The sequence below is a fragment of the Tianweitania aestuarii genome, from assembly GCF_018457165.1.
GTDB classification, from domain to species: Bacteria; Pseudomonadota; Alphaproteobacteria; order Rhizobiales; family Rhizobiaceae; genus Tianweitania; species Tianweitania aestuarii.
In genome coordinates, this window is sequence record NZ_JAFMNX010000003.1 from 558947 (window position 1) to 576513 (window position 17567).

Here is a 17567-nt window from a genome sequence, read left to right on the forward strand (position 1 = left end):
GCTGATCGGCGCCTTTCTTCTTACTTGCGCATGATGACCCACACTGCGTGGATGATGCCAGGAATATAACCGCACAGCGTCAGCAGGATGTTCAGCCAGAAATGCAGGCCAATGCCGACCTGCATGAACACGCCCACCGGCGGCAGGATAATGGCAAGCAGAATGCGAAGAACGTCCATGTGAGTTCACTCCGGATAAAAGCGGTCGTTGCGGCTCCTGAAACAACGCAAAACCGGCGAGCATCGTTGCTGCTCGCCGGTTTTTTGTCTTGGGTGGCCAGGATCAGCCGGCGAGCTTTTCGCCGACCCAGGTCCAGTTCACGCGTTCGGCCAGCACGGTCTTGATGTGATCCGGCTTGCGGTTCTCGTAATCGAGATAATAAGCGTGTTCCCAGACATCGATGCCCAGAAGCGGCTTCAGATTGTCACCGAGCGGGTTGCCGGCGTCCTGATAACCACGAACGGCAAGCTTGTCGCCGTCCTGCACCAACCAGACCCAGCCCGTTCCGAACACCTTGCCGCCCTCGGTGACGATGGCTTCCTGCAGATCGGTCATGCCGCCGAAATCGCGCGTTGCGGCTTCTTCCAAGGCCGTTGTCGGCTCGGTCGGGCCGCCGTTGAACTGGTCCCAATAGAAGATGTGGTTCCAGGCCTGGCCGGCCTGATTGAAGATCGCGTCGTCACCCTTTTCCTTGGACTGCTTCACGACCTCTTCGAGGGTCATGTCGGCATAAGGCGTGCCGGGGGCGAGTTCGTTCAGCTTGTCGAAATAGGCCTTGTGGTGCTTGCCGTAATGCAGGCCCACGGTGCGCGCAGAGATCTGCGGCGCAAGCGCATCTTCGGCATAAGGAAGCGGCGGCTGTTCGAAAGGCACTGCGGCGCGCGCGACATAGGGCTTGAACACGGTGCTGGCAGCGGCGGCAGCACCGAGCGCAAGAGTCGTGCGGCGTGAAATGGCGATGGTCATGGTTAAGCTCCCTCAGGTGATCTGCGGCTTCAACGAAAGGAAGGAGCAGCCGTTCCCCCGATCACGCAAGCGCTACCAGCTTCATCCACCTGAATGCCGCGCAAACAAACGAACGTTAGAGCAAGAAGGGCTCGCGCCGCCGGTTGTTTCCGGCTAGATCGCTTGAATGACGTCATCTCCGCAGAAAACCAAACGCCCGGCCGCCAAGCCGAAGGAGGGCGCGCGCGCGTCTCGCGACATCAGGAGCGAGAAACCATCGGACGACGATGCCAGCGTCGGTGCGCGTCGGCGTCAGATCATGCAGGAAGCGGCAAGGCTGTTTGGAACGCGCGGCTTCGAGGCGACCACGATCCGCGATATCGCATCGGCTACCGGCATTCTCGGCGGCTCGATCTATTACCATTTTGCGTCGAAGGAAGACATCTTCGTGGCCGTGCACGGCGCCGGCATGGAGAAGATCACCGAGGCTGTTCTGCGGGCGATCGAAGGCGTGGAAGATCCCTGGGACCGGCTGGAAGCGGCAGCTGTAGCGCACTGCTCGGATCTGCTCGGCTCAAGCGAAGTGCCGGTGATCGTGTCGCCTTATTACTCGGAATCGCTCGATGCTCTGCGCGAAACGCTGGTGGCGCAGCGCGACCGCTACGAGACGGTGATTGCCGGTCTCGTGGACGCGCTCGACCTGCCGCCATCGCTCGACCGCAGCCTGTTTCGGCTAAACTTCCTTGGCGCGCTGAACTGGATGCCGACCTGGTATCGCACGTCGTCGCGCCTGACCCCGGCTGAGATCGGCCGTCAACTGGTTCTGGCCTTGCGTCCGCGCTAAGGCTCCATCCTCGTTAAGCGTGCGACCGGCACGGCTGCAACCGGTCCTGTTGGAAGATTGATGCCTGCTTTCCCACGTAAACACCCGATGTTCCGGCGCTCCCGCGTTTTGTTGGGAACGCGGCGCACCTGGCGCCCGCGCGTGGTGTTCTGGGCAGGCGCGCTGGGCATCGGCGTCGTCAGCGTGTTGTTTGCGCTTCTGGCCGATGAAGCGCAGCGCTGGTTCACCGTGCTGACGCAGACCGGATCGGGTTGGCGCTTCTATCTTCCGCTCCTGATCACGCCGGCCGGCTTCGTTTTGTCGGCATGGCTAGCCGCCAAATATTTTCCCGGTTCGCAGGGAAGCGGCATCCCGCAGGCGATCGCTGCCCGCCATCTGCGCGACGACGACGACCGCTCGCAGATCCTGTCCTTGCGGCTGGCGTTCGGCAAGATCATGCTGACGATCGTCGGCCTGTTCTGCGGCGCCTCGATCGGCCGCGAAGGCCCGACCGTGCAGGTGGGCGCATCCCTGATGCTGTCTGCGGCGCGCTGGGGCGGCATGCTGCAAACGCGCGGCGTCATTCTCGCAGGCTCGGCGGCAGGCATTGCTGCGGCCTTCAACACGCCGCTCGCCGGCATTGTTTTCGCCATCGAGGAAATGGGCCGCACCTATGAAGCGCGCACCAACGGCCTCGTTCTGACCGCCGTGATCCTGGCGGGTCTGGCGTCTTTGGGATGGGTCGGCAACTACACCTATTTCGGCATGGCGCATGAAATCGCCTCCTTCGCCGACTGGCCCTTTGTTCTCCTGTGCGGCGTCGGCGGCGGCGCGCTGGGCGGTTTGTTTTCCCGGCTTGCTTTGAAGGCGATGCGCCGCATCCGGCGCTGGAACGGTCTCGCGCCCATGCCACGTGCGCTGGTTCTGGCGGGTGTTTGCGGCTTGCTCGTTGCGGTGATCGGCATCCTGTGCGGCGGCCTGACCTTCGGCACCGGCTATGATCAGGCGCGCGGTGCGATCGAAGGCGAGGCGCTGCCGTGGTACTTCTTTATCGCCAAGTTCGCGGCCGGCGTGTTGTCGATGATATCCGGCATACCCGGCGGCATCTTCGCGCCGTCCTTGTCCATTGGCGCAGGCTTCGGCAGCACGCTTGGCCTTCTGTTCGGCACGGCAACCGGCGTTGCGGCCCTGCTCGGCATGGCCAGCTATTTCGCCGGCGTGGTGCAGGCGCCGATGACGGCCTTCGTGATCGTTCTGGAAATGACCGGCAACCATGACAATGTCATCGCGCTGATGCTGGCTGCGATGCTCGGCTATGGCACGGCTCGCATTATCTCGCATGAGCCGCTTTATCATGCCCTGTCGCGCGACTTCATTGCCGAAGCGCTCCGCCGCAAACGCCGGCACGAACCACCGGCGAAACCGGTTTGATGGAAATAGGAGCCGCCGCGATTGAAACGGCTCCTTTTTGCGGTGAAGCTTAGAGCTTGCCGAGCCGCAGGAACTGCGTTTCGCCCGACGCGTCGTCCACGCCGTCATTGTCGGTAACGGCAAAGGCCTCGCCATCGGCGTCGATCGTGAAGCCTTCGATCTTGTCGAGCACATAACCCTTCGGCGCCTGCATATCCGGCAGGAGGTCGTGCAAGACGGTCTTCTCCACAAGCGGCAGATCCCCACCCAGCGGTGCCGGCTTCATGTCGGCCAAAGCCACCGAATAGAGCTTTTTCAGCTTGGCATCGGCACCCAGCAGATTGTCGCGCTCGATCAGGATCACGCGGTCACCGGCAGCGGTGATCTCGGACAATCCGACCCAGCCGGCGCCTTTGGGATCGAGCTGGTAGCGCACCGCGCCCCATTCCTTCGTAGCCGGCTTGTAGGCGAACAGTTTGACCTCGTTTTCCGCATCACCCTTCCATGGACGCTGCTGCGCCAGCCAGATCAGCTGCTCGTCGCCTTCGCCGGTCACCGTCACGCCCTCGAAGCCCGACGACGTGGCGGTTGCGGCCACATCGGCTGGAAGCTCGATTTCCTCTTTGATCGCGCCTTGAGCATCGACATGAAGCAGCAGGTTCTTGCGCTCTTTGGTGTTGCCTTCGGAAGCCAGCCAGAAGCCGCCTTGTTCAGCGATCGCAATGCCTTCCAGGTCGAGATCGGCAGCCGGCTTGTTGTCGCGGGTCACCGTCAGCTCGGCCGTGATGCGTGCCGGCTTCTGCGTCGCATCGACGGTCAGGATGCGCGGCGCGGCGCCGTAAACGCTGTCGGTCACGGCATAAAGCTGGCCGGGCTTGGCTGGATCGGCAGCAAGACCGGACAAGGCGCCCCAGGCGATCGGCAGGCCGTTTTCGCCCTTTTCGGAGCGGATGGTCGGGTAAGCGGGCGCCGGCCGCTCGCCACGCTCGTAAACCACGACCTGGCCACCGATACCGCCGTCTTCCGTAAGGTCGGTTTCGGTTGCGGTCACGAACAGGTTGCGCTGTGGGATAGCAAGCAGGCCCTCCGGCCCGATGCCGCCGGGCAGCACCTGCAGCAGTTCCGGCGTGTTGCCGTTGTCGCGATAAACGGCGATCACCGAAGCGCGTTCGGAGCCGACAAAGAGAAGGTCCTCGTCACCATACTGACCGACGGCCACGCCCTCGATCTCGATCCCCTTCTTGTTGCGCTTTTCGGGGTAGTGACCGAGCGAAACGATCTCGTGCTCGAGCGTGTTGCCCGCATCGAAGGCGACTGTTCCGTCACGATTGAAGATGGTGAAGCCGCGCGTGCCGCCCTTCCAGTCGCCTTCGTTGGCGGTGATGATGCGGTCATCGCCGATCCAGGCGAGGCCATCGGGCTCGCGCGGCACATCCTTCATTGAGCCGGACAGGTCAATCACGCCATCCTTTTGCGTGTCGATCCGGTCGAGGCTGACCGTGCCGGCATCAAAATGGCTGGTGACCTTGCCCGTGATGCCGTCGATGATCAGGATCGCGTTGTTTTCCTGCAAGGACAGCGCGATCTCGCCCTTGTCGTTGATATCAACGAATTCCGGCTCCGGATCGTCCGCCGCGACGACACCGTCGAGGCCGGTCAGCGCGATCTCGGTGATCGCCGCGCAATCCAGCGTGTCGCCGAGTTTCACCGTCACCAGGCTGCCGGCCGGAAGCTGCGGCAGGGCGCCGTCGTTGAGGTCCTCGTCGCGCTGGTTTTCCATGGCGATCGCCAGAAACGCACCATCGCTGCTGGCGGCAACCGAGTCCGGCTGGCCCGGCAGCTTGCATTCCGCTCCAGCCGTCTTGGCGGCGATATCGACGGCCACCAGCTTGCCGGCGGGCTTGGTGAAATCTTCCGTCTGGTCCACGGCGACATAGGCCGTACCGCCCACGATCTTCACCGAAGTCGGCTCGCCGCCGACCGCAACCGTACCCATCGGCTTCGGATTGGCCGGGTCTTTCAGGTCGATCATGCCGATCTGCTTGCCGGGTGCATCGGTGTAAACCAGCGTCACGCCGTCTTCGCTGACCGAAATGATCTCGGCAACCGCTTCCTTCACGCCCTTGCCGCCGTCCGGCAGGTTGTCGCGCACCATCATGGTGGCGATACGGTCGAAGAACGGCTCGGCGCCCGCCGAAAGACTGGTGGCGAGCAGCAACGAGGCTGCGAGCGGTGCGAGAATGGTTTTGCGCGGCATGGATAAACCCCCGATAATGATGCGTCAGGGGCTCCTTAGAAGCCGCGTCATGACGGGCGAATGACAGCCGGCCGTCCGGCAGGCGCGAGACGGGACCTGCAACCCAGCTTGCTTTGTTCGAAGCCTTTACGCATCTCAGGCTGATGGGGGAGGAGAAGCACCATGTCGGAACGGGGCGCCATTGCATCACAGATCGTTCGCCGGGCGCAGAACCACCAGCGCTTCGTCGTGGCCATCGCCGGGCCGCCCGGTTCAGGCAAGTCCACGCTGGCAGCCGAACTGCAAACGCTTCTGCCGGCCGGTGAAACGGTGGTCGTGCCGATGGACGGCTTCCATTACGACGATGTTGTGCTGGAAAGGCGCGGCCTTCGATCCCGCAAGGGCGCGCCCGAAACCTTCGACTTCGGCGGCTTCCAGGTCTTGTTGAAGCGCATCCGCGCCCATGACGAGGCCGAGATCGCCATTCCCGTGTTCGACCGCACGATGGAACTGTCGCGCGCCGGCGCAGACATCATCTCAGCCGACACGCGCTTTATTCTGGTTGAAGGCAACTACCTCTTGCTGGACGAAGCGCCATGGTCGACGCTCGGTCCGTTGTTCGATTGGACGATCATGCTGGACGTGCCGGTCGCCACGCTCGAACAACGGCTCGTCGAGCGCTGGCGCTTCCATGGCAAGTCCGATGCGGAAGGACTGGCCTGGATTGCATTCAACGACCGGCCGAACATTGACCGGGTTCTTGCGCACCAGCGTCCCGCCGACCTCGTTGTCAGCACGCCGGCGCAGGAGGTTGATCAGCCCGTCGACGCGCAGGGCTGATCGAGGAGAGATCAGGTGGTCGGCTTCTCGTCGGAAGCAACGCCGACCGTGTCAGCCATTACGGCACCGCGTGTGCCCATGGGCTTCGGCTCGCCCGTGGTGGTGTCCATCACGGTCTGATGTTCCATCTCGCCGTTGATCTCGGCACCCACGATCAGGATGATGCAGGAAATCCAGGTCCAGGTCATGAAGCCGATCACCGCGCCAAGCGTGCCATAGGTCGCGTTGTAATCGGCGAAGTTTTCGAGATACCAGGAAAACAGGATCGACGTGACCAACCATACGATGGTCGAGAAACCTGCGCCCCAGGTCAGCCAGCGGAGCTTGGCCGGCTCGCGATCCGCGCCATACCGATAGATCAGCGTGATCCCCGTGCCGATGAACAAGAAGATCACGGGCCAGCGAAGAACCTTGACGATGGTCTCTGTCCAGCTGTCGATATGAAGGAAAGCAAGCAGCGCGGGAACCACGCCGACCATCGTGATCATCAGGATGCCGATCACGATCGCGCCCAGGGTGAACATGAAGGACACGAGGTTGACGCGAATAAAGGAGCGCGTTTCTTCCTCGCGGTAGGCGACGTTCATGGCCTCGAACAGGGCTTTCACGCCGTTGTTCGCACTCCAGAGCGCTATGCCGAGACCGAAGATGAAGCTGAGCGAAAGCGAGCTGGTTTCCTGCGTCGTCAGCGCCTGCAGCTGCGCCTGGATCATGTCGATCGAGCCCTGCGGCAGCATGGCGCCGAGATAAGCGACCTGATCGGCCACGGTGCGCGGATCGGCAACGAAGCCGTAAACCGAAACAAAGGCCGCGAGTGCAGGGAACAGAGCAAGCAGCAGATAGAAGGTCGCGCCGGCCGCGATCAGCAGGATGCGGTCTTCCATGACGGAGGAATAGATGCGCCAGCCGATGTCCAGCCATCCCTTGGCGGGGATCTGGGTGGGCGTCTCGGCCTCGCGTCCGCGCCCTGTCTCGGACGCCCGCTTCTCGTATTTACCCGCCACCGTTGTTGAACCCGCCATACTCGTACACTGCCCCGCCTGGTTTTGATGCCCATTCGCAAACGCGAGATGAACAAGGCAGGTTCCCGCCGCCAGGCTAAAATGCGGCAAAAATGTGCGAGATGCCCCGGCTAGGGGCTTTGAAACGTGTTTTCGGGATTAAAGAGCTTCAACGACAAGGCGAGGCTTTGCGGGATCGGGTTCCACAAGCCGGTCCGCAGACCGCCCGTGCGCAGCGCCTGGGCAGTCCAGGTATTGCAGCCGAACAAGGCGTTGAATCGGCCCTTGGCTTCGAAGAAGTGGTCGAACGCCCCATAGCTGCCGATCGAAGCGACCTGGTTATCGGTTCGGATAAAACTGCCGGCGATGAAATCCATCATCGAGTGAAGCTGCGCATCGTCGATCGTAAGTGGCGTCACCCAAGGCTGCGTCACATCGATCGCTCCAGCCAGATCGACATGCATCACGGAGTGATCGATCGTCAGCCCCTTGAACAACGGCATCGGCTTGAGGTCGGCCCAGGTCGGCGTTTCCATGTAGAAGGATCGCCCGCCCCATCCAAAGATCAGCCATTGCGCATCGGGATGATGCAGCTGCACGCCGGCGTCTTCGAGAAAGCCGAACTGCGCGAGCGTCTCGGCATCGAGCCGCAGCGCGATGTCGGTGTGGATCGGGTTCGACAGGATCAGGATTTCGCGCGGCTTGGGCTCTGCCCGGCTAACGGGTGCGGGCGGTTCGTTGAACGGCACCGCGATGAACGTACCCGCAGCGCCCGCCGCGACAAAAAGCAGGATGAGCAACAGGAGACCGGCAAGCAGCTTCTTCAAGAACCGACCTCGTGACTGATCATCGAAGAGCCGTTGCGCCACAAGAATGGCGCGGCCAAGGCGGCGGCGCTTGAAGCGCCAATAAACACGGCTCTTCGCGTGCGGCGACGCAAGGTAGGCTTGTCTTGGCGTCCTATCCTCCCACTTATTGCCCCGAGGTAGAGAAGGCGACCTCCCTCGCAACCCTGATCCGACCGTCGTCGTTGGGCCTCATCGCCTGAGAACGACCATAAAAACGAGGTTCTGCCCTATGGCTCGCCATGCGCAAATCCTGGCTTCAACAGCTGCACTTCTCGCGTTCCTGAACACGGACGTTTCCGTCGCGCAGGGCCTGGAAAGTCCCGAAACGATCGAAGCGATCGTCGGCACGCCGGTGCATCAGGAGGAAACGAAGGCCGCGGCGGACCCCGAAAAGGTCATCGCTGCGATCGACAAATCGACCGACAACATCTCGACCGTGCGCAAGACCACGATGCTGGACGAAGTCGAGATCGTGTTTCTCGCCGATGCCGCGCCCACCGAAGGCGGGCCGCCGGATGCGATCGAAGCCAAGCTCACGGAAAAGAAGGACGACGTGCTGCGTTTGCGCAAGGAGATCGAGGGCAACGCCATGCTCTATCATGCGCTCAACTCGCGTCAGGTGATCTTGCGCGATGTGCTGGCCATCGAGTTCCAGAACAACAAGGCGGTGATCTACGCCGCAGCCGTCAAACCGACCCAATAAGCACCGGGCGATCTGCCCTCATCGCGCGCAGTTCGAGCCTCCCGGCCCGGCAGGCCGTGTCACGGGGCTTGCGTGTTGAGGACAGCGAGGTTGCTTTGCGGCCCAAGCCTCTCCTATACCGGTTGTGAAGCGGTGTTTTCGTCAAAACAGATGACCAATGCGGCCGCTTCCTGGATAAACGCGGTTGAACGGGGATGAGCTTCGATGGCTGATGCGCTTGCTGACGACATTATCGCAAAGATCGAGCGTCACGGCGAATTGGAGCCCGGCAGCGTCACGCCTGAAAGCGAGTTGAGCTCGCTCGGCATTCATTCCCTCGAATTGACCGAGATCATCTTTGATATCGAGGATGAGTACGACATTCACGTCGAGATGAACACGGCCGAGGCCTGGAACAACCTGCGCAATGTCGGCGACATCGTCGCTGCCGTGCGCACGCTCGTCGAACAGAAAGCCTGATCCTTTAATGGCAAGACCGCGCATCGTCATAACCGGCCTTGGCGGCATCTGCGCGCTGGGCCTCGATGTCGAGGCGATCTGGTCGTCCATGAAGACGGGCACGTCGGGCATCGGCGTGCTGGAAAACACCGATACATCCGCGCTTCATGTGAAGGTCGGTGCCGAGATCAAGGCGCTGCCGGATCATGGCTTGGATCGACGGCGCTTGATCACCATGGATCGCTTCAGCCTGCTGGCGATCCTTGCCGCCCGGCAGGCCTTCACCCAGGCGGGCGTCGAGGTCGACGAGCAAACGAGCACGCGTATCGGCGCCGCGATCGGTACGGGCGTTTATGGCGCCCAGACCGTGGACGAAAACTACCGCGCCATGCTGGTGGAAGGAAAGCTGCGGCCCAACGTCTTCACCGTGCCGCGCATCATGCCAAGCGCACCGGCCGGCCAGGTGTCGATGGAGCTTGGGCTGCGCGGTCCGGTGTTCGGCCTGACCTCGGCCTGCGCTTCCGCCAATCACGCCTTTGCGTCCGCAATGGACCAGCTCCTGCTTGGCCGCGCCGATGTGATGGTGGCCGGCGGAACAGATGCACCGCTGTCTTTCGGCGTTTTGAAGGCCTGGGAAGCGCTGCGCGTTCTGTCGCCCGATACGTGCCGGCCGTTTTCCGCCGATCGCCAGGGTCTGGTGATCGGCGAGGGCGCCGGCATGGTGGTTCTGGAAACCGAGGAGCACGCCCGAAAGCGCGGCGCGACCATTCTGGCCGAACTGGCCGGCGTCGGCTTGTCGGCGGATGCGTCCGATATCGTGGCCCCCACCGTCGAGGGTCCGGCCGCAGCCATGACCTCCTGTTTGCGCGATGCCGGTCTGGCGCCGGAAGACATCGATTATCTCAACGCCCACGGCACCGGCACATCAGCCAACGACCAGATCGAAACAACAGCGATCAAGCGCGTATTCGCAAACGCGGCCGCTGCCTTGTCCGTCTCGTCCACCAAATCCATGCACGGCCATGCGCTGGGCGCTTCCGGTGCCCTGGAAATGCTGGCCTGCGTGATGGCGATCCGCGAAAGCATCGTTCCGCCCACGATCAACTACCGCGAAGCCGATCCCGCCTGCGATCTCGACGTCACCCCCAATGTCGCCAGGGAACGTCGCGTGCGCGCCGCCCTGTCCAACGCCTTTGCCTTTGGCGGCACCAACGCCGTGGTCGCGGTGAAGGCGGTCTGAGCGCATCTGTCAAACGGCTCCGGTGAATCCTATGTCGGTGTTATTGCCGATCTCAAAAGGATTACCGATGACCGATCTGTCTGATTTTCCCGTTGCGAAGCGCTGGCCTGCCCAGCACCCCGACCGTATCCAGCTTTATTCCTTTCCCACGCCCAACGGCGTGAAGGTCTCCATCGCGCTCGAGGAACTCGATCTGCCTTACGAGGCGCATACGGTCGACATCACGAAGAATGAAACCTGGGGACCGGAATTCCTGGCGCTCAACCCCAATGGCAAGATCCCCTCGATCATCGACCCGAACGGACCGGGCGGCAAGCCGCTCGAACTGTTCGAATCCGGCGCGATCCTGACCTACCTCGCCGAAAAGACCGGCAAGCTCCTGCCGGCCGATCCCGCTTTGCGCTACCAGACGCTGCAATGGACGTTTTTCCAGGTCGGCCATATCGGACCGATGTTCGGCCAGTTCGGCTATTTCTTCGCCCATGCCGGCAAGGCAATCGAGGACAAGCGGCCGATGCATCGCTATCGCGACGAAACCAAGCGCCTCCTCGGCGTGCTGGAACAGCGCCTGGAAGGTCGCCAGTGGCTGATGGGCGATGACTACACGATCGCCGACATCGCGATCTTCCCATGGGTGCGCGGTTTGACCGTGTTCTACAAGGCCGGTGACGAGTTGGGCTTCGGCTCGCTTCGCAACGTTCAGGACTGGGTCGCGCGCGCCGAAGAACGCCCGGCAAGCCAGAAGGGCCTGAACATTCCCGCGCGAGGCTGAGCCTCAAGCCAAGGCTGGCGATAACCCGTGTTCCGCATTACCTTGATGCGGAACACGGAGGCTGCGATGTCGGAAATTGTAAGAGAAGATGGTCTGGTCCGCCTGCCCGAAGCCGTGCGCAAACAGCTCGGCATCACGCCGGGCATGGCAGTGGATTTCGAAACCGATGCCGGCGGCAAGGTGACTTTGGTGCGGTCCGAGGAGGCACCAGAAGCCGATCCCCTCGCCAAATGGATTGGCTATCTTCGTGATGGGCCGACGACGGATGAAATCATGGAGATGTCTCGAGGCGAAGTGTGACGGCTACACTGGTCGATACCAACATCTTCCTCGATGTGTTGAAGGGTGATGCTTGGGCGCAATGGTCGTTTGAGGCTCTTGCCGAAGCACGATCGCGAGGTCGGCTCCTTATCATCGACGTGGTTTACTCCGAACTTTCCGTCGGTTTTGCCAGTCGAGAGGATCTCGACGCTTTTCTAGCAGATGCAGGACCTCTGGTTCAGCCGCTTTCTCGACCAGCCCTCTTTCTCGCCGGCAAGGCGTTTCAGACCTATCGCAAGCGTGGTGGCACACGAACCGGCGTTTTGCCGGACTTCTTCATCGGCGCCCATGCTGCAATCGAGGGGCTGCCGCTGCTGACGCGCGATCCGCGCCACTACCGGACCTATTTTCCGGATGTCGAGCTCATCGCTCCGTAGGAAGCATCCTCACACTTTCACCACCTTCGCGGCGCGATCCTGTGTGCCGAACAGCTTGAGATAGCGCTCGATTTCCGCCGGCTCGCCGGTGGCCTTGTTGGGATTGTCGGACAGTTTCACGGCCGGACGCCCATTGGCCTGCGTGACCTTGCACACCAGCGAAATCGGATCGAGCCGGTCGCTGTCGACGGGCAGACAGCCTTCGAAGTCGTTGGTGAGATTGGTGCCCCAGCCAAACGACATGCGCACGCGTCCCTGGAAATGCTTGTAGGTGTCGATGATCGTGTCAACATCGAGCCCGTCGGAAAAGATCAGCAGCTTTTCGCGTGGATCGCGGCCGCGCTCCTTCCACCAGGTCAGGATCTTTTCGCCGCCCTCGATCGGCGGGGCGCTGTCGGGGCGAAAGCCGGTCCAGTCCGCCAGCCAGTCTGGCGCGTTGCGCAGAAAGGCTGTTGTGCCATAGGCGTCGGGCAGAACGATCAGCAGGTTGCCGCCATAAAGCGTGTTCCAGTCCTGCAGCACCTTGTAGGGCGCGGCTTTCAGCGCTTCGTCGCTGGTGGCAAGGGCTGACGCCACCATCGGCAGTTCATGCGCGTTGGTGCCGAGCGCTTCCAGATCGGTATCCATGGCCAGCAACACGTTGGACGTGCCGGTAAAAGCATCGCCGATGCCTTCCTTCAGCGCTTCCACGCACCAGCGCTGCCACAGAAAGGAATGGCGGCGGCGGGTGCCGAAGTCGGAAATGCGAAGATCGGGAAAGCTGCGCAGCCGCTCGACCTTGTCCCAGGTCTTGGCCTTGGCGCGGGCGTAAAGCACATCGAGGGCGAACGGTCCCATCGAGCGGATCGCGGCGCGCGACCGCAGCTCGTTGATGATCGCGAGGGCCGGGATCTCCCACAGCGTCGTTTCCTTCCATTTGCCGTGGAAGGTCAGCTCGTATTGACCGTCGCTGGAGCGCGCCAGCTCGTAGTCGGGCAGCCGGAAATCGGCGAGCCATGCCAGAAATTCCGGCTGGAAGATCTGCTTGCGGCCATAAAACGTATTACCGGCGAGCCAGATCAGCTCCTTTTTCGAGAGCGTGCGGGTGCGGGCATGGTCAAGCTGTTCGCGCAACTCGCCTTCGTCGATCACCTCGGCCAACCGCACCTTCTTGGTGCGGTTGATCAGCGAAAAGGTCGCATCCACGTCCGGATAAAGCGACCAGATCATCTGCAGCATCAGGAGCTTGTAGAAGTCGGTATCGAGCAGGCTGCGGATGATCGGGTCGACTTTCCAGGTGTGATTGTAGACCCGGCGCGCAATATCCGTTCGTGCCATGATGGCGTGTCTCCCCGCAGTTGCGTGCCGTGTTTAAGCCCGACCTTGCGGAAAGGAAAGAAGCTGGCCAAACCGCTTGCCCGCGTTGGTCCACAAAGGCTGGGCTAAAGGGGGCTACACCAGCAGAACACCGCCCCCGCGCATCTCGTCCATCATGAAGTCCAGCGAGCCGTCTAGATCGATGCCGCGGCAGGCGTCGAGCTTTACCTTGACGGCAAAACCCTGCTTCACCGCATCGATCGCGGAAAACGCCACGCAGAAATCCGTCGCCAACCCGCAAAGCGTGAGGCTGGAAAGCCCGCGCTCGCGCAGATAGCCGGCAAGGCCGGTTGGCGTCGTGCGATCGTTCTCGAAAAAAGCGGAATAGCTGTCGACCGTGGGGCGAAAGCCCTTGCGGATCACCAGTTCGGCCTTCGTCCAGTCGAGATCGGGATGAAAGGCGGCGCCTTTGCTGCCCTGAACGCAATGATCCGGCCACAGCGTTTGCCGCCCATAAGGCATCTGGACCGTGTCGAACGGCGCCCGGCCTTCATGCGACGAAGCAAAGGAGGAATGGCCCGCCGGATGCCAGTCCTGCGTCAGCACGACATGATCGGCTTCGGCGATCATCGTGTTCACCAGGGGAACGATGCCGTCGCCATCGGAAACCGCCAGCGCGCCGCCGGGGCAGAAGTCGTTTTGCAGATCAACGACGATCAGAACCTCGTTTGTCATAACAGTCTCCTTGTTCCGAAGCGGAAGGTGCAGGACGCGTTTGTTGATCGCAAGGCGCGGTGGGGCGATTTCGGATGTTTGCAGCCTCCGCCTCGTTATTCTCCCCGGCGCAGACGGCGCTGAACAATCCTTCGTGTTGGAAGGTCAGATTTCAGCGCCGCAAAAGGTGCAAATCTTGCTCCGGCCCCTATCTTCATCTAATCACGCCGCAAGCAAAGAGGCGGCGGTCTGGCCGCCGTTTTCGCGCAATGCGCGACCCGACCAGCAACTGGATGGATGCATGCAGAACGCAGCCCTGGCGCTCGACGCCAAAAGCACGGACTTCCCGATCCCCGCGAATGTTTACGCAGAGCGCGTCACGTCGGTCACCCATTACACCGACAGCCTGTTCTCGTTCCGCATGACGCGGCCGGCCACGTTCCGTTTCCGCTCCGGCGAATTCGCGATGATCGGTCTTCCCAACGCCGCCAAGCCGGTATTCCGCGCTTATTCGGTTGCGAGCCCCGCATGGGACGAAGAGCTGGAATTCTATTCGATCAAGGTGCCGGATGGTCCGCTGACCCAGCACCTCCAGAAGATCCAGCCGGGCGACACGGTGTTGCTGCGCCAGAAGTCGACGGGCACGCTGGTTCTCGATGCGCTGACGCCGGGCAAGCGCCTTTACATGATCGCCACCGGCACCGGCTTCGCACCTTTCGCCAGCCTGCTGCGCGATCCCGAAACCTATGAGAAGTTCGACGAGGTCATCGTCACCAACACCTGCCGCGACGTGGCCGATCTCAGATACTGCAACGAGCTGGTTTCCGGCGTGCGTGAAGATCCGCTGATCGGCGAACTGGTGGAAGGGCGCGTGCGCTATTACGCCACCACCACGCGCGAAACCTCGCCGCGCATGGGTCGCATCACCAAGCTGATCACCGAAGGCACGCTGTTCACCGATCTCGGCGTTCCGCCGCTCGATCGCGCCACCGACCGCATCATGATCTGCGGTTCGATGGCGATGTTGAACGACGTCAAGGATATCGCGGAAGCCGCCGGCTTCGTGGAAGGCTCCAACGCCGCTCCGGCCGACTTCGTGGTGGAACGCGCGTTCGTCGGCTAAACGAGCTTTAGCCTACAGGCCTCGGCTACAGGCCCCGCCTTATAGGCTGCGAAAGAACGCCACAACATCATCCAGCGCCGGCGCCTTGTTCCGCAAGGGCCGGCTCAGCGCCAGCACCAGTCCGGCATGGCCAAGATCGGGATAGATCTTGGTTTGAACCGAATGGCCATGCGCGCGAAGAACCTCGGCGAGCTGTTCCGTGTTGCGCGGGCGCACGGTTGTGTCGTCGGCGCCGGTGGCGAGAAAGGCAGGTGGCGCATAGGTGTCGCTCGCGATCCGGTTGATAGGCTGGCTCAAGCGCAAGTCATCCGGGCTTAGATGCCCGAAGGCGGCGATGCTGGCATCCACGTCGAGCGGCAGGAAGTCATACGGACCGGCAAGCCCGGCAAAGCCCTTCACCACATCCGGCGAAACACCGTCCGCCTGCAGGAAGTTCGGCGCGAAGGCCACCATCGCGGCATTATAAGCGCCGGCGGAATGGCCCACGAGAAAGATGCGGTTCGGATCGCCGCCGAAGCGCGCAGCGTTGCGATGCGCCCAGGCGACAACCGATGCCGTGTCCTGAACGAAGTCGGGGTAGGGGTGATCGGGCACCAGCCGGTAATCGCCGATCACCGTCACGAAGCCCTTGCTGGCAAAGGCCCGGCCGGCAAAGGAATAGTTGCTGCGCGAGCCGTTGTCCCACGAGCCGCCATACACGAACACCACGACGTCGCGCTTGCCCGTGGCCGCTTCGTTTGTCGGTGCATACACATCCAGCTTCTGGCGCGGATCGCTTCCGTAGGCGACATCAGAAGCGACCTGGCTCGAACCGGCATCCTTGGGAAGAACGGCGTTGAGCACGCCAAGCGATGAACAGCCGGACAGGCCGAGCAGGGCGGGCAGCAACACGAACAGCACTTTGGCGCGAGACAACAAGAACATGGCGGCTCCGGATTGAACGGAAAAGAAGTGCCGCTTTTTTGTCTTTCGACAACACCGCGCTTCAGCGCTCAACAACGAAAAACGGCGCGGCAAAGTTGCGCGCGCCGTTCATCATCTGCGCAAACGCTGCGTCAGCGGTTCTTCAGAACCGGGATCGTCACGTTCTGGCTGCCATTGGGCGGCGGCGGTGCCGAGATCCCGCGGATCGCTTGAACCACGGCCGCGTCGATATCCGGATTGCCGGAAGATTGGGCGACGCGAACATTGCTGACCCCGCCCGAGCTGCCGACCGAAAACGAGATCAACACCGTACCGGTGCCGCGAATGCGCCGGATGGCGCGCTGGGCGGAGCGCTGCACGAGGCGGGCAACCTGCGAATTCCAGCGGGCCGGCGACACCCTTGGCGCAGACGACGCGCGCTGCTGCGTGGATGCCTGGCTGCGCGGCTGCGGCCGGGCTTCCTGCGTGGCACGGCGTTGCGGCTGGCGCGGTTTTTCACGGCGCGGCTGTTCGCGAACCGGTTCGCGTGCCGGCTGACGGCGCACGGGCCGTTCGCGCACGGGTTCCCGAGGCGGTTCGGGACGGCTCACCGGCATCGGGATATCCGTGTCGGGCAAGGCCACCGTCGGTTCCTCGACCGCTTCCTGCGTCACTACATCGGGCTCGACAGGTTCAGGCTCAACCGTTTCCCGCTCGGCCGGCTCCGGTTCAACCGGCGTCGCATCCTCGGCGACCAACTCTTCCGGCGTCGTTTCTTCCACAACGGGGGCCTGGTCTTCCGGCTGAACGACCTCCTGCGCATCCGGTGCGGTCGCCTCGACCGGTTCTTCGGCCGCCGCCATTTCGGTCGGCTCTTCTTCGCTCAGCGTTTCGCTTTCCACCGCTTCCGGCGTGGTTTCCAGCATCGGCGTGAGGTCGACCATCATGGCTTCTTCGACGGCCGCCGGCTCTTGCTGCACGTCGAGCGTGCGCGCCAGATACCAGCCGCCGCCGGCGTGAACCGCCAGCACGACAAGGGCCGCCGAGCTCCACAGAACGAGTTCGCGCTTGAACGGTAAGCCGCTCGCTCCCGTGGTGATATCGACGGCAGACCTCATTGCGCGGCCGGAGCGCTTCCTGCTGCGGATGCGGACGATGCGCCGTCGAGGCCAACCAGCGCGACCTTCAGATAGCCGGACGAGCGCAGAAGGTTCATGACCTCCATGACCTGGCCGTAATCCACGGCGCGGTCGGCGCGCAGATAAACGCGCGTGTCCTTGTTGCCCTCGGTCAGCCGGTCGATGGTCGCACCGAAGCTGGCGCGCTGAACGGGATCGTTGCCGACGGCGAGCGAAAGATCGCGCTTGAGCGTCAGAAACAGTGGCTCGTCCGGGCGCGGCGTCGCGCTTGCGGTTGAACCCGGCAGATCGACATTGATGTCCACGGTGGCAAGCGGCGCGGCCACCATGAAGATGATCAAAAGAACCAGCATCACGTCGATAAAGGGCGTGACGTTGATTTCGTGGTTTTCCTGAAGGTCGTCGCCGCCGCTTTCGCGAATGCCGCCAGCCATGAGC

General features: G+C 62.4%; 20 protein-coding genes. 10 read left to right on the top strand and 10 right to left on the bottom strand.

Annotation, left to right across the window (positions count from 1 at the left end):
* Positions 1 to 20: 20 nt before the first annotated feature.
* A complete protein-coding gene (locus tag JYU29_RS14445) occupies positions 21 to 179 on the bottom strand; it encodes a YqaE/Pmp3 family membrane protein (protein ID WP_213985495.1) in 159 nt (52 codons plus the stop codon).
* A 103-nt stretch (positions 180 to 282) separates the two neighbouring features.
* Positions 283 to 960: a superoxide dismutase gene (locus JYU29_RS14450; protein WP_213985609.1), complete on the bottom strand. Its 678-nt coding sequence runs from the start codon at positions 958 to 960 to the stop codon at positions 283 to 285.
* Positions 961 to 1132: 172 nt separating this feature from the next.
* On the opposite strand from JYU29_RS14450, the gene JYU29_RS14455 reads away from it, so the two are divergent.
* A complete protein-coding gene (locus JYU29_RS14455; protein WP_213985496.1) occupies positions 1133 to 1789 on the top strand; it encodes a TetR/AcrR family transcriptional regulator in 657 nt (218 codons plus the stop codon).
* A gap of 60 nt (positions 1790 to 1849) precedes the next feature.
* Positions 1850 to 3199, top strand: coding sequence for a chloride channel protein (locus JYU29_RS14460; protein WP_213985497.1), 1350 nt, complete (start codon positions 1850 to 1852; stop codon positions 3197 to 3199).
* 49 nt (positions 3200 to 3248) lie between these two features.
* Here JYU29_RS14460 and JYU29_RS14465 read toward each other — a convergent pair whose 3' ends face one another.
* Positions 3249 to 5435 carry an esterase-like activity of phytase family protein gene (locus tag JYU29_RS14465; RefSeq protein WP_213985498.1) on the bottom strand — a complete coding sequence of 729 codons (2187 nt, stop codon included), beginning with the start codon at positions 5433 to 5435 and terminating at the stop codon, positions 3249 to 3251.
* Between the two features lie 162 nt (positions 5436 to 5597).
* Here JYU29_RS14465 and JYU29_RS14470 point away from each other — a divergent pair, with 162 nt between their 5' ends.
* On the top strand, positions 5598 to 6254 hold the full coding sequence (locus tag JYU29_RS14470; protein WP_213985499.1) for a nucleoside triphosphate hydrolase: 657 nt from the start codon (positions 5598 to 5600) through the stop codon (positions 6252 to 6254).
* 11 nt (positions 6255 to 6265) lie between these two features.
* On the opposite strand, the gene JYU29_RS14475 is transcribed toward JYU29_RS14470, so the two are convergent.
* Positions 6266 to 7276 carry a YihY/virulence factor BrkB family protein gene (locus JYU29_RS14475; RefSeq protein WP_213985500.1) on the bottom strand — a complete coding sequence of 337 codons (1011 nt, stop codon included), beginning with the start codon at positions 7274 to 7276 and terminating at the stop codon, positions 6266 to 6268.
* A 110-nt stretch (positions 7277 to 7386) separates the two neighbouring features.
* Positions 7387 to 8082, bottom strand: a complete 696-nt coding sequence (locus JYU29_RS14480) for a TIGR02117 family protein (RefSeq protein ID WP_213985501.1) — start codon at positions 8080 to 8082, stop codon at positions 7387 to 7389.
* 250 nt (positions 8083 to 8332) lie between these two features.
* Here JYU29_RS14480 and JYU29_RS14485 point away from each other — a divergent pair, with 250 nt between their 5' ends.
* The 6 genes from JYU29_RS14485 (at position 8333) to JYU29_RS14510 (ending at position 11954) form a co-directional block, all read left to right on the top strand.
* On the top strand, positions 8333 to 8806 hold the full coding sequence (locus JYU29_RS14485) for a hypothetical protein (protein ID WP_213985502.1): 474 nt from the start codon (positions 8333 to 8335) through the stop codon (positions 8804 to 8806).
* Between the two features lie 204 nt (positions 8807 to 9010).
* Positions 9011 to 9265, top strand: coding sequence for an acyl carrier protein (locus JYU29_RS14490; protein ID WP_213985503.1), 255 nt, complete (start codon positions 9011 to 9013; stop codon positions 9263 to 9265).
* Positions 9266 to 9272: 7 nt separating this feature from the next.
* Positions 9273 to 10484 carry a beta-ketoacyl-[acyl-carrier-protein] synthase family protein gene (locus tag JYU29_RS14495; RefSeq protein WP_213985504.1) on the top strand — a complete coding sequence of 404 codons (1212 nt, stop codon included), beginning with the start codon at positions 9273 to 9275 and terminating at the stop codon, positions 10482 to 10484.
* Positions 10485 to 10551: 67 nt separating this feature from the next.
* Positions 10552 to 11256, top strand: coding sequence for a glutathione S-transferase N-terminal domain-containing protein (locus JYU29_RS14500; RefSeq protein WP_213985505.1), 705 nt, complete (start codon positions 10552 to 10554; stop codon positions 11254 to 11256).
* Between the two features lie 27 nt (positions 11257 to 11283).
* Entirely contained in the window at positions 11284 to 11556 is a 273-nt protein-coding gene (locus tag JYU29_RS14505) for an AbrB/MazE/SpoVT family DNA-binding domain-containing protein (protein ID WP_213985506.1), read from the top strand.
* The gene (locus JYU29_RS14510; RefSeq protein WP_213985507.1) at positions 11553 to 11954 is read left to right on the top strand and encodes a type II toxin-antitoxin system VapC family toxin; all 402 of its coding nucleotides are present in this window, start codon (positions 11553 to 11555) and stop codon (positions 11952 to 11954) included. The genes JYU29_RS14505 and JYU29_RS14510 overlap by 4 nt, the downstream gene beginning before the upstream one ends.
* A 9-nt stretch (positions 11955 to 11963) precedes the next feature.
* Here JYU29_RS14510 and pncB read toward each other — a convergent pair whose 3' ends face one another.
* Together pncB and pncA are read right to left on the bottom strand one after the other, a co-directional pair.
* On the bottom strand, positions 11964 to 13271 hold the full coding sequence (pncB, locus tag JYU29_RS14515; protein WP_213985508.1) for a nicotinate phosphoribosyltransferase: 1308 nt from the start codon (positions 13269 to 13271) through the stop codon (positions 11964 to 11966).
* Positions 13272 to 13385: 114 nt separating this feature from the next.
* Positions 13386 to 13985 carry a bifunctional nicotinamidase/pyrazinamidase gene (pncA, locus tag JYU29_RS14520; RefSeq protein WP_213985509.1) on the bottom strand — a complete coding sequence of 200 codons (600 nt, stop codon included), beginning with the start codon at positions 13983 to 13985 and terminating at the stop codon, positions 13386 to 13388.
* A gap of 280 nt (positions 13986 to 14265) precedes the next feature.
* Between pncA and JYU29_RS14525 the strand changes: the two genes are divergently transcribed.
* Positions 14266 to 15087: a ferredoxin--NADP reductase gene (locus JYU29_RS14525; RefSeq protein WP_213985510.1), complete on the top strand. Its 822-nt coding sequence runs from the start codon at positions 14266 to 14268 to the stop codon at positions 15085 to 15087.
* 39 nt (positions 15088 to 15126) lie between these two features.
* Here JYU29_RS14525 and JYU29_RS14530 read toward each other — a convergent pair whose 3' ends face one another.
* From JYU29_RS14530 to exbD, 3 genes are all read right to left on the bottom strand, one after another.
* Positions 15127 to 16011 (bottom strand): alpha/beta hydrolase, encoded by an 885-nt coding sequence (locus JYU29_RS14530; RefSeq protein WP_213985511.1) that lies wholly within the window; start codon positions 16009 to 16011, stop codon positions 15127 to 15129.
* Positions 16012 to 16142: 131 nt separating this feature from the next.
* Entirely contained in the window at positions 16143 to 17108 is a 966-nt protein-coding gene (locus JYU29_RS14535) for an energy transducer TonB family protein (RefSeq protein ID WP_213985512.1), read from the bottom strand.
* On the bottom strand, positions 17105 to 17563 hold the full coding sequence (gene exbD / locus JYU29_RS14540) for a TonB system transport protein ExbD (RefSeq protein ID WP_213985513.1): 459 nt from the start codon (positions 17561 to 17563) through the stop codon (positions 17105 to 17107). Before exbD ends, JYU29_RS14535 begins: the two co-directional genes overlap by 4 nt.
* Between the last annotated feature and the right edge of the window lie 4 nt (positions 17564 to 17567).